The organism is Streptosporangium sp. NPDC004379 (genome assembly GCF_042873875.1).
GTDB lineage: Bacteria > Actinomycetota > Actinomycetes > Streptosporangiales > Streptosporangiaceae > Streptosporangium.
Window position 1 is genome coordinate 207,228 of record NZ_JBIAMC010000014.1, and the last position, 10,947, is coordinate 218,174.

The 10,947-nt window shown below is 75.4% G+C and carries 10 protein-coding genes and 1 pseudogene; 6 read left to right on the top strand and 5 right to left on the bottom strand.

The features are described 5' to 3' along the window. Window positions 1-9: 9 nt before the first annotated feature. The 6 genes from dgoD (at window position 10) to ACFYSC_RS27730 (ending at window position 5,435) form a co-directional block, all read left to right on the top strand. Window positions 10-1,155: a galactonate dehydratase gene (gene dgoD, locus ACFYSC_RS27705; protein ID WP_389967540.1), complete on the top strand. Its 1,146-nt coding sequence runs from the start codon at window positions 10-12 to the stop codon at window positions 1,153-1,155. Beyond that, a complete protein-coding gene (locus ACFYSC_RS27710) occupies window positions 1,149-1,955 on the top strand; it encodes a hypothetical protein (RefSeq protein ID WP_389967542.1) in 807 nt (268 codons plus the stop codon). Before dgoD ends, ACFYSC_RS27710 begins: the two co-directional genes overlap by 7 nt. A gap of 33 nt (window positions 1,956-1,988) precedes the next feature. Beyond that, complete coding sequence (locus ACFYSC_RS27715) at window positions 1,989-2,819, top strand: FadR/GntR family transcriptional regulator (RefSeq protein ID WP_389967543.1); 831 nt, start codon at window positions 1,989-1,991, stop codon at window positions 2,817-2,819. After that, window positions 2,816-3,694 (top strand): SMP-30/gluconolactonase/LRE family protein, encoded by an 879-nt coding sequence (locus tag ACFYSC_RS27720; RefSeq protein ID WP_389967545.1) that lies wholly within the window; start codon window positions 2,816-2,818, stop codon window positions 3,692-3,694. The genes ACFYSC_RS27715 and ACFYSC_RS27720 overlap by 4 nt, the downstream gene beginning before the upstream one ends. 109 nt (window positions 3,695-3,803) lie before the next feature. Then, window positions 3,804-4,760, top strand: coding sequence for a sugar kinase (locus ACFYSC_RS27725; protein ID WP_389967547.1), 957 nt, complete (start codon window positions 3,804-3,806; stop codon window positions 4,758-4,760). Between the two features lie 36 nt (window positions 4,761-4,796). Next, window positions 4,797-5,435 carry a bifunctional 4-hydroxy-2-oxoglutarate aldolase/2-dehydro-3-deoxy-phosphogluconate aldolase gene (locus ACFYSC_RS27730; RefSeq protein ID WP_389967549.1) on the top strand — a complete coding sequence of 213 codons (639 nt, stop codon included), beginning with the start codon at window positions 4,797-4,799 and terminating at the stop codon, window positions 5,433-5,435. Between the two features lie 145 nt (window positions 5,436-5,580). On the opposite strand, the gene ACFYSC_RS27735 is transcribed toward ACFYSC_RS27730, so the two are convergent. The 5 genes and pseudogenes from ACFYSC_RS27735 to ACFYSC_RS27755 form a co-directional block, all read right to left on the bottom strand. Beyond that, window positions 5,581-6,783, bottom strand: a complete 1,203-nt coding sequence (locus tag ACFYSC_RS27735; protein WP_389967551.1) for a M20 family metallopeptidase — start codon at window positions 6,781-6,783, stop codon at window positions 5,581-5,583. A gap of 275 nt (window positions 6,784-7,058) precedes the next feature. After that, window positions 7,059-9,155 (bottom strand): WD40 repeat domain-containing serine/threonine protein kinase, encoded by a 2,097-nt coding sequence (locus ACFYSC_RS27740; protein WP_389967553.1) that lies wholly within the window; start codon window positions 9,153-9,155, stop codon window positions 7,059-7,061. Between the two features lie 128 nt (window positions 9,156-9,283). Further along, window positions 9,284-9,691: a RidA family protein gene (locus tag ACFYSC_RS27745; protein WP_389967555.1), complete on the bottom strand. Its 408-nt coding sequence runs from the start codon at window positions 9,689-9,691 to the stop codon at window positions 9,284-9,286. Window positions 9,692-9,743: 52 nt separating this feature from the next. Further along, window positions 9,744-10,304 (bottom strand): AAA family ATPase, encoded by a 561-nt coding sequence (locus tag ACFYSC_RS27750; RefSeq protein ID WP_389967557.1) that lies wholly within the window; start codon window positions 10,302-10,304, stop codon window positions 9,744-9,746. A gap of 228 nt (window positions 10,305-10,532) precedes the next feature. Beyond that, window positions 10,533-10,947: pseudogene (locus tag ACFYSC_RS27755) on the bottom strand (hypothetical protein); the annotation flags it as partial.

Genomic DNA, 10,947 nt, shown 5'->3' on the forward strand with positions numbered 1-10,947 from the left:
GAAGGACCCATGCGCATCACCTCACTCAAGACCTACCCGGTCGCCCCCCGCTGGCTGTTCCTGCGGATCGACACCGACGAGGGGATCACCGGCTGGGGGGAGCCGGTGGTCGAGGGCCGGGCCGCCACGGTGGCGGCGGCCGTGGAGGAGCTGTCCGACTACCTCGTGGGCGCCGACCCGCTGCGCATCGAGGACCACTGGCAGGTCCTGACCAGGGGCGGCTTCTACCGGGGCGGCCCGGTGCTGTCCAGCGCCGTCGCCGGGATCGACCAGGCACTGTGGGACATCGCGGGCAAGGCGTACGGGGTCCCGGTGCACCGCCTGCTGGGCGGCCCGGTCCGTGACCGGATCCGCGTCTACAGCTGGATCGGCGGCGACACCCCCTCCGACGTCGCCGAGGCGGCGCTCGCCCAGGTCGAGGCGGGCTTCACCGCGGTCAAGATGAACGCCTCCGGGGCGCTGCGGCTCCTGGACACGCCCGCCGAGACCAAGGAGATCGCCGCCCGGCTCGCCGCGGTGCGCGAGGCGGTGGGCGACGGGGTCGACGTCGCGCTCGACTTCCACGGCCGCATGACGCTGCCCATGGCGCGCCGGGTCCTGCCGCTGCTGGAGCCGTACCTGCCCTTCTTCGTCGAGGAGCCGGTGGTGCCCGAGCTGACCCGCGAGCTGGCGGCGGTGACCGCCTCGACGAGCATCCCCATCGCCACCGGAGAGCGGCTGTACTCCCGCTGGGACTTCCGCCCCGCCCTGGAGGCGGGCATCGCGGTGGCGCAGCCCGACATCTCCCACGCCGGGGGGATCTCCGAGACCCGGCGGATCGCCGCGCTGGCCGAGGTGCACGACGTGTCCCTCGCGCCGCACTGCCCGCTCGGGCCGATCGCCCTGGCGGCCAGCCTCCAGGTCGGCTTCGCCACCCCCAACCTGCTCATCCAGGAACAGAGCCTCGGCATCCACTACAACGAGCACGCCGACCTGCTGGATTACCTGGTGGACCCCACCGTCTTCGCCTACGCCGACGGCCACGTGCCGCTGATGGACGCCCCCGGGCTCGGCATCGAGGTGGACGCCGCCGAGGTGGAGCGCGCGGCGGCCCGCGGCCACCGCTGGCGCTCACCCGTCTGGCGGCGCGACGACGGGAGCCTGACCGAATGGTGAGCGTGCTCGGGGACCCCGGCGGGTTCCGCGTCGCGGTCGACGTCCGGCGCGGCGGCCGGTGGGACTCGCTCACCGGCCCCGGCGGGCGCGAGTGGCTGTGGTCCCGGCCCGACCCGCGGCGCGCCGGGGTGACGCCCGGTGCGGCCTTCGTCGACGTGGGCGGGGTCGAGGAGTGCTTCCCCACCGTCGTCGGCGAGCCCGACCACGGCGAGGTCTGGGCGCTGCCGTGGACCGGCGACGCCGCCGAGGCCGCCGTGGAGACCGGCGACTACCGCCTCTCGCGCCGGATCACCGCCGGGGAGCGGATCACGGTGGACTACGAGCTGCGCGCGGAGCCGGGATACCCGTTCGTCTGGGCCTTCCACGCGCTGCTGGTCCCCGAGCCGGGCCTCCGGGTCGAGGTCCCGCACGGTCACCCCGCCCGGGTGTGGCCGTACGGCGGGCCCGGCCCCCTGACCGGGCACTGGCCGCGCCCCGCCGGGACCGGCCGGTTCGACGTGCTCGGCCCCGACGACGGCGGCGCGGCGTTCTGCCTGCTGCCGGGGCTGGCGTCGCTGCGCGTCACCACGGGGGAGGCGGCGCTGCGGTTCGGCCTGGAGAGCGAGCACGGCCCCGTGGGGTTCGGCGTCTGGCGGAACCTCGGCGGATACGCCTGGGACGGCGGCCCGCCCTACCGCAGCTTCGGGGTGGAGCCTATGCTCGGCGCCGTGCATGATCGCTCACAGGCGGCGGACGGCGAGACGGCGGCCGTGCCCGCCTCCGGGAGGACGACCTGGCGGGTGGTCGTCGAACATGGCTGATCACCACCTGCGGACGACAGGAGAGCGGGAGGCATGAGGAGATATCCGGACCGGGGGATGCACGGCCGGGTCGTGGACGGCGTCGGGCTGCGCGTCGTCAGGGGCGAGCTCGTCCCCGGGGACACCCTCGACATGGACGCCCTCGCCGTCGAGTTCGACGTCAGCAGGACCGCGATCCGCGAGGCGCTCAAGGTGCTGGCGGGCAAGGGGCTGATCGACGCCCGGCCCAAGCGGGGAACGTTCGTGCGCGAGCGGCGGGCCTGGAACCTCATCGACCCGGACGTGCTCCGCTGGCAGTTCGAGGCGTTCACCGACCCGTCGATGCTGGAGAAGCTCGCCGAGATCAGGGCCATGGTCGAGCCGTCGGCGGCGGCCCTCGCCGCCCGCCGCCGCACCGGGGAGGATCTGGCGGAGATGGAGGCGGCGCTGGCCGACATGGAACGGGCCGACCCCGCCGACGAGTCCATCGTCGACGCCGACCTGCGGTTCCACCGGGCGCTCATCGCCGCGACCCACAACGAGCTGGTGGAGCAGCTCGCCGTGGTCATCGAGATCGGCCTGCAGGCCCGCGACCGCTACGTCCACGGCCACCGCGTGTCGATCAAGCGCGGCTACGAGTGGCACCGCGACGTCGCCGAGGCCGTACGCGACCAGGACGCCGAGGGCGCGCGGAACCGCATGCTGGCGCTGCTCGACGAGGCCACCCGCGACGTCCGGCGGCTGGGCGGCGGGCGGGCCGCCGCGGAGGCCGCCGAAGCCTCCGGCGGAGAGGCCGCCGACGTCTCCGCCGGGGGACCGGCCACGGGAAGCGCCGCCGGGGGAAGCGCCGCCGGGGGAAGCGCCGCCGCGGGAGGCGTGAGATGACGGCCGAGCGGGTCGGCGCGGATCTGGCCTGGCCGGAGGGTCCGTCGGTACTGGACGGCGGCGCGGTCGCGTTCGTCGAGACCTACCGGGGCCTGGTCAGCCTGTACACGCCGGGCGAGGGCGTGCGGCCGTACGCCCGCGTCGGCGGCGGCCCCAACGCGACCGCGCGCGGCGCCGGCGGCAGGCTGTTCGTCACCCAGAACGGCGGCGTCGTCGGGCCGTGGCGGTCCGAGGACCCCCGCGTCCCCGGCGTCCAGGTCGTCGACGCCGCGGGCCGCGTCGAGATGTTCGCCGCCGAGGCCGGCGGCCGGCCCATGCGCGCTCCCAACGACCTGGCCTTCGCCGCCGACGGCCTCCTCTACGTCACCGACCCCGGCCGCTTCGACCCGGTGGAGCGCCCCGACCCCGGATACGTGTACGCCGTCTCCGCCGGCGGCACGGCCGAGGTGGTCGCCGACCTCGGGCCGGTGTACCCCAACGGGATCATCGCCCACCCCGGCGGCGACGGGGTGATCTGGACCGAGTCGTACACCCGCCGGGTGGTCCACCGTACGGCCGGCGGCGCGATCCGGGTCCTGCACGTCTTCGACGACGAACGCGCGCTCGTGGACGGCCTGTGCGCCGCGGCGGACGGGCGGCTGTTCGTCACCGGGGTCGGCTCCGGGGCGGTGCACGTCCTCGACGCCGGAGGGCGCGAGGCGGCCCGGCTGACCGGTCCCGCGACGCCCACCAACTGCGCCTTCGACGGCGACGCGCTCTACGTGACCGACGGGGGCCGGCTCGGCGACAGCGTCACCGCGCACTCCGGCGGGGCGCTGTGGCGGCTGCGCGTCCCCGGGGCCGAGGGCGCCCCGCTGGAACACGGTTTCCGATGAAGGACGCCGCCGTACGGCCATCGTGGGTCTCCGGTGCGGGAGGAGCCGGGACGGCGGCGATCATCGCGGCAACAGTGGTCGATTAAATAATATTTAATGAGGTGGGATTGTGGCCGAGGTCGTGACGTACGGGGAGTGCATGCTCCTGATGGTGGCCGAGCCCGGAGTGCCGCTGGCCCGCGCCCGCAGCTTCCGCCGCTCGGTGGCCGGAGCCGAGGGCAACGTGGCGATCGGACTGGCACGGCTCGGCCACGCCGTACGGTGGCTGGGCCGGGTCGGCGCGGACCCGGCGGGCGAGGCGGTCCTCGCCGACCTGCGCGCTGAGGGCGTCGACCTGTCGCACGCGCAGACCGACGAGCGGCACCCGACCGGGGTGCTCATCCGCGACAGCCACCCCGCCCGGGCGATCGACGTGCAGTACCACCGGGCCGGATCGGCGGCCTGCCACGCCTCCGGCGACTGGCCCGGCCCCGCGGCGCTGGACGGCGCCCGGCTGCTCCACCTGACCGGCATCACGCCGATGCTGTCGGAGGAAACCCGCCGGGCGACCGGACGGCTGCTGGAGCTGGCCCGTGAGCGGGACGTCTCGGTGTCCTTCGACCCCAACGTCCGCCGCAAGCTCGGCGACGCCGGGCGGTGGCGGGAGGTCGTGGAGCCGCTGCTGTCCCGCGCGGACATCCTGCTGGCCGGCGCGGAAGAGCTGGAGCTCCTGACCGGCCGGCGCGCCGCCGACGCCGTCGCCCGACTCCGGGCGGACGGCGTCGGCACCGTGGTGGTCAAGAACCCCGACCGGTCGGCGACGGCCGTGACCGCCGAGGGCTCCTGGAACCGGCCCGCCTTCGAGGTGCCCGTGGTGGACCCGGTGGGGGCGGGGGACGCGTTCGCGGCCGGGTTCCTGTCCGCCACGCTGCGCGGGCTCGGCCCGGAGCGGGCGCTGGCGGAGGGCGCCACGGTCGCCGCCCTGACGATCCAGTCGGTCACCGACGTCGAGGGCCTGCCGTCGGCGTCCCAGCGCGACCGCGCGCTGGCCGCGTTCGTCGACGGCGGCGAGACCGTGCACCGCTGAACGGCCGGAACGGAACGAGACGAGGAGAAGACAAAGATGTACCGCTGGGAGATCACCCGCCGGGCCGTCGCGCAACGGGTGTTCGGCATCGTCAGGTCCGCGGGCGCGGCCGAGGCGACCGACGTGGCGCGCGGCATGCTGGACGCCGGCCTGCGCACCCTGGAGGTGGCGCTGACCACGCCGGACGCGCTGCGCGCGATCCGCGAGACGGTCGCGCAGGCCCCGCCGGACGCGCTGGTCGGCGCCGGCACGGTCCTCGACGAGGCCGCCGCGCGCGCCGCCGTCGAGGCCGGGGCCCGCTTCCTGGTCTCGCCGAGCCTGCACCCCGAGGTGATCCGCACCGGCCACCGGTACGGCGTGCCCGTCATCCCGGGCGCGGCGTCCCCGACCGAGATCGTCCGGGCCCTGGAGCTGGGCGCCGACGCGGTCAAGCTCTTCCCCGCCTCCGCGTTCGGACCGGGCTGGCTGCGCGACGTGCGGGCGGCCCTGCCCCAGGCGCCGCTGGTGCCCACCGGCGGCGTCACCGCGGACACCGCGCCGGAGTGGATCGCCGCCGGGGCCGTCGCCTGCGGGATGGGGTCCGCGCTGACCGCCGGCGGGCCCGGCGAGACCCGCGAGCGGGTACGGAACCTGCTCGCCGCGCTCCGTGAGGCCGCCGGCCCCGCCGCGGGGTGACGGCCGGACGCCGGAACCCGCCGGGCGAGTACGGCGAACCGGCCGCGTGGACCCGGCCGGTCGCGTGCATCCGGCGGGCGGGCCCGCCTGAGCCGCCACCCGGGTGGGACGGCCGGCGGCGGGCGGCCCACCGGCGACGGGACCGTCAGGCGGGTGCGGCGGCCGAGAGCCGCCGCTCGGCCAGCCCGGCGTAGACCGCGGCCCCGTCCGCCAGCACGCCGTCGTCGTAGAACGCCTCGGGCGAGTGGTTGTAGGGCATCCCGCCCGGATCGGCGTCCCTGGGGCAGGCACCCAGGAAGACGAACGCCGACGGCACCCGCTGCCCGACGAAGGAGAAGTCCTCCGACCCGGTCAGCGGCCGCGGCATGGGACGGTGGCGGTGCTCGCCGAGGAGCTCACGGACCGTCTCCTCCACGTGCCGGGCCTCGGCCGGGTCGTTCACGGTGACCGGGTAGTTCACCACGTACTCGATGTCCGCCTCCAGGCCGTGGGCCGCCGCGATGCCGCGCACCAGCGCCGGCACCGCCTCCCGCACCCGCGCGTGCGCCTCGGCCGAGAACGACCGCAGTGTCACCTCGAACCGGGCCTCGTCGGGGATGACGTTGTCGACGGTGCCCGCGTGGAAGCTGCCCACCGTGACCACCACCGGGTCGAAGACGTCGAAGCCCCGCGTCACCATCGTCTGCAGCGCGGTCACCATCTCGCACGCCGCCGGGATCGGGTCCTTGGCCCGGTGCGGCGCTGAGCTGTGCCCGCCCCGGCCGCGCACCGTGACCCCCAGCTTGTCCGCCGCCGCCATGGCCGTCCCGGCCCTGGAGACGAACAGCCCGTGCGGGATCTCCGCACTGATCACGTGCATGCCGTACGCGGCGACGGGCGGCTCGCCCGTCAGCCCGAGCACCCCCTCGTCGAGCATGATCCTCGCCCCGCCGTGCCCCTCCTCGCCCGGCTGGAACATGAACACCACCGATCCGGCCAGCCGGTCCCGGCGCGCCGACAGCAGGTGCGCCGCCCCGGCCAGCATCGCGGTGTGCAGGTCGTGCCCGCAGGCGTGCATCGCCCCCTCGACGGCCGAGCCGTACGGCAGGCCGGTGCGCTCGGTCACCGGCAGGCCGTCCATGTCGCCCCGCAGCAGCACCGTCGGCCCCGGCAGCGCTCCGCGCAGCACGGCGGTCACCGAGCTCAGCGCCCGGCCCGTGCCGACCTCCAGCGGCAGTCCGTCGAGGAAGCGCAGCACCTTCTCCTGGGTGCGCGGCAGGTCGAGGCCGATCTCCGGCTCGCGGTGCAGGTCATGACGGAGCCGTACGAGCTCCTCGTGCAGGTCGTGCAGGTCGGCGCGCTGGGACACGGGCGTTCTCCTTCGAATGGCCGGTCTGGGGCCGTCACGGGGCGGGATCTCGATGATGCACCGCCCACCGCCCCGTTCCAAGAGCGGTCCCCACGGCCTGCGTGATGAGCGCTACGGTGGAGGCCCCGGGCCATCTCCTCGGCCTCCCGCATCGCCCTCGCCCTCATGAAACGACCGCCGGCCGGTGGACCCGGGCTCGCGCGGGGCCGGAACCGGGACCGCGGCCTCCGGAGCGCCGTCCGCTCCGCCGATCCGCCGGCTCGCTGGTCAGGCGGTCAGCCGGCTCGCCACAGCCGTGCCGTACGGTCGCCGCCGCCGGAGGCCAGCAGCCGGCCGTCCGGGCTGAACACCACCCGGGACACGTAGTTGCGGTGGCCGGTGAGCACGGCGACGGCCTTCCGGCTCGCCACGTCCCACAACCGCACCGTCTCGTCGTCGCCGCCTCCGGCCAGGAGGCTCCCGTCCGGGCCGAACGCCAGGGTGGAGACGCCCCGGGTGCGTTCGGCCAGGCCCGTGGCGGTCTTCCGGCTCTTCACATCCCACAGCCGGACCGTCTCCTCGCCGCCGATGGCGGCCAGGAGCCTCCCGTCGGGACTGAACGCCACCGCGCTCACGAAGTCGGCGTGCGGCAGCGTGGCGATGATCCGGCGGGTGGTCACGTCCCACAGCTGCACGGCACGGTCACCGCCTCCGGCCAGGATCCTCCCGCCGGGGGCGAACGCGAGCGCCGCGCCGGGGCCCATACCGCCGAGGGAGGCGACGGGCGCGCGGCTCTTCGCGTCCCAGAGCCGTACCGGCACGTCGTCGCCGCCCGCGGCCAGCAGCCTGCCGTCGGGACTGAACGCCACCGCGGAGACGGGGCCGACATGGGTGAGCGCCGACGTGCTCCTGAGACCCGCCACGTCCCACAGCCGTACCGTGCCGTCGCCGCCGCCGGTGGCCAGCGTCCGCCCGTCTGGGCTGAAGGCCACGGCGTAGACGTGGTCGGCGTGACCGGTCAGCACGGCGGCCGGGCGCCACGCCCCGGACCCCGGCGGGGCGGTGCCGCCGGGGTCCGGGGTGACCGCCGGGGTCGCGGCCGGGCCCGGGGTCCCGGAGCCGGACGGGCCGGGGGAGCTGCCGGTGCGGCCCGCCGGATCCGGGGTTCCGGCGCCGGACCGGTCCGCGGCGGCTCCGGTTCCGGGGGAGGCTCCGGTCTCCGGAACGGCTCCGGTCTCCGGGCCGAGGAGGAGCACCGCGCCCGGGACGGCGGCGGTCAGGACGCCGAGCCCGCCCAGCAGCAGGATCCGGCGCCGGGACGGGGAGGCCCCGGACGTCCGCGCCGGGTCCGGGGTCGTGGTCGTCTTCGGCCGCACCGGATCCGGCGTGGCGGCTCCCGCGTGGGTTTTCGCCCTGGCCGCCGCCTTCTCCAACGGCGCCGGAACCGGGGCCTCCTCCAATCGTGCGGGAGCCGCCGGCGGAGCCGTGTCCGCCGGAGCCGGAGCCGGAGCCGGAGCCGGAGTCGAGGCCGGGGTCGGGGTCGGGGCCGGAGGCGGTGTCGCGGCGACGGACGCGGCGTCCATGATCGAGGCCAGCGCCCGCGCCGCCTGCCGGGCGTCCGGGCGCCGCGCGGGGTCCCGGCACAGCAGACTCGTCAGGACCGGAGCCAGCAGCGGCCCGGCGTGCTCGGGTGGGGCGGGCTCGGCGGTGATCAGGGCCGCCAGCACCGCCAGCACGGTCGCCCCGGTGTACGGCGGGCGGCCCTCGGACGCGGCGTACAGCGTCGCCCCCAGCGACCACAGATCGGCCGCCGCGGTGACCGGCAGGTCACCGGCCTGCTCGGGGGCCATGAACGCCGGAGTGCCCAGCACCGCGCCGGAGGTGGTCAGGGCGGTCTCTTCGGCCAGGTGCGCGATGCCGAAGTCGGTGATCACCACCCGGTCCCCGGCGAGCAGCACGTTGGCGGGTTTCAGGTCGCGGTGCACGATCCCGGCCGCGTGAGCCTCCGCCAGCGCCTCGGCCATCGCCAGGCCGATCCGCGCCGTCCGGACGGGGTCCAGCCGGCCCAGCCGCCTGATCTCCGCCGACAGCGAGGGGCCGTCGAGGAACTCCATCACGATCATCGGGCCACCGTCGCCGGTGACGACGTCGTGCACGGTGACGATCCCGGGATGACTCAGCCGGGCCGCCGCCCGCGCCTCGCGCAGCGCCCGCCGTTCCAGCGTCCGCCGCCGGGCCGCGTCCTCGTGCGGCGGGAGGATCAGCTCCTTGACCGCGACCTCACGGTCCAGCAGCTCGTCGTGGCCCCGCCACACCCGGCCCATGCCCCCGGCGCCGACCGCCTCGACCAGCCGGTAACGCCCCCCGATCATCCGCCCGCCCGCCTCGGTCATGATCCAGCACGCTAGTCCGCCCGGCCCGCGAACGACACCCCCGATCCGGGCGCGGACGGAGCGGGGCTCAGGTCACGTCCGGGGGCCATGCCGTATGCGGTGTCCGGTGGTCAGGCTTCGTCCGGTGGTCAGGCCGGGGAGGCGTCCCGCGTCCGGGGGCGGCGCGCGTCGACCTCGATCTCGATCCTCATCCGGGGATCGGCCAGGCCGCACACGAGCATCGTCGCGGCCGGGCGGACCCCACCGAAGTGACGCCGCAGCGTCGGCCAGCAGGGCTCGAAGTCCTCGCGGTCAGGCAGCAGGTACCGCACCCGCACGACGTCGGCGAACGAGCAGCCCGCCTCGGCCAGAGCCGCGCCGATGTTGCGCAGGCACTGCTCGGCCTGCTCGACCACGTCGTCGGAGATCGTCATGGTCGCGTAGTCGAACCCGGTGGTGCCCGACACGTGGACCAGATCCCCGTCCACCACCGCCCGGGCGTAACCGATCTCCTCCTCGAAGGTGGAGCCGCTGAGAATCGCACGTCGTTCCGTCACGGGGAGACCGTACCGTCTGGATCCGGGGCCGGAGGCACGCGGAGACCCCGTCTCACGAGGTGGCGCGTTCCGTGGCGAAGGCGGTGATGTCGGGCAGGGGCGGGTCGTAGTCGCCGGTGGTGTCCACGGTCAGCGTCGGCAGGTCCATGCTGATCCAGCCGAAGGCGGCCAGGTCGTGCTCGCCCGCCGCGATCGCCTTCAGCAGGTCGTGGTCGGCATGGGCGGCCCGGTGGGCGTCGTGGGCGGCGCGCCGGGCGATGCGCTCGCCCGCGAGCGCGGCGTCGACGACGCAGCGGATGACGCGGATCCGCGCGAGACCGGTGAGCGGCTGAAGGTTCGGCCGCCACACCCGGTCCTGGAACGCGGCCTCGGCGACCACGCTGACCCCGGCCCGTGTGAGCAGGCCGAGGACGTCGAAGAACACCCTCAGGACCGGCAGGTTGAGCGCCGCGCTCGCCCCGGGGTCGCGGCCGCCGGCGGCGTCGGTCATGCCCTGCTTGATCTCGTCACGGATGATCGCCGGATGGCCGAGCTCCCGGGCGAGCCGGTGGGCCAGGGTCGTCTTGCCTGAGCCCGGAGGCCCGCTCACCACGGTCAGCGTCGGCAGCGTCATGGTGCATTCTGGCACGCCGTACTGTTTTCCCGGCCGAGCGCGGAAACACCGCCGGTACGGTGACCGTACCGGCGGCGCGCGACGGCTCAGCCCATGAGCTTCCCGGCATCTCCGCCGGAGAGGAGTTCCGATGCCACCGGAGCCGGAGCCGGAGCCGGAGCCGGAGCCGGAGCCGCAGCCGGCGCGCCGGCCGATGGAAGCCGGCCCCTACTCGCGGGCGGGTTTTCGTCAGTGGTTCTCTTCGCTCGTCTCGTGGAACAGGTCGTGGGTGGTCCGGGCGGTCGCCGCGCGGGTCGCCCAGATCTCCAGGAGGTCGAGGTCGGTGCAGGAGGCGATCCGGGTGCGGACGTCGTCGGGGACGTCGAGGCCGCGGGCGTTCAGCACCAGCAGGACCAGCCTGGCGGCCTCCTCGGCCTTGCCTTCTGTTCTGCCTTCCGCTTTGCCTTTCGCTTCGCCGTCCGCCATGCCGCGGCCGTAGTGCTCGCGGGCGAAGGGGCTGTAGACGGGCCAGGTGGCAGACTTCATGATCTCCTCCAGGAGGCGCCGCACCTCGGGCGCGGACATGTCGTAAGCGTATTCATAGTACTGCGGAGCGTGTTCGGCGGGGAGTTCGGCGAGTCCGGTGGCGAAGGCCTCGACGACT

Bases quoted from the DNA above. Each gene is read 5' to 3' on its own strand.
- dgoD (WP_389967540.1), top strand. From the start codon at position 10: ATGCGCATCACCTCACTCAAGACCTACCCGGTCGCCCCCCGCTGGCTG.
- ACFYSC_RS27710 (WP_389967542.1), top strand. From the start codon at position 1,149: ATGGTGAGCGTGCTCGGGGACCCCGGCGGGTTCCGCGTCGCGGTCGAC.
- ACFYSC_RS27715 (WP_389967543.1), top strand. From the start codon at position 1,989: ATGAGGAGATATCCGGACCGGGGGATGCACGGCCGGGTCGTGGACGGC.
- ACFYSC_RS27720 (WP_389967545.1), top strand. From the start codon at position 2,816: ATGACGGCCGAGCGGGTCGGCGCGGATCTGGCCTGGCCGGAGGGTCCG.
- ACFYSC_RS27730 (WP_389967549.1), top strand. From the start codon at position 4,797: ATGTACCGCTGGGAGATCACCCGCCGGGCCGTCGCGCAACGGGTGTTC.
- ACFYSC_RS27740 (WP_389967553.1), bottom strand. From the start codon at position 9,155: ATGACCGAGGCGGGCGGGCGGATGATCGGGGGGCGTTACCGGCTGGTC.
- ACFYSC_RS27750 (WP_389967557.1), bottom strand. From the start codon at position 10,304: ATGACGCTGCCGACGCTGACCGTGGTGAGCGGGCCTCCGGGCTCAGGC.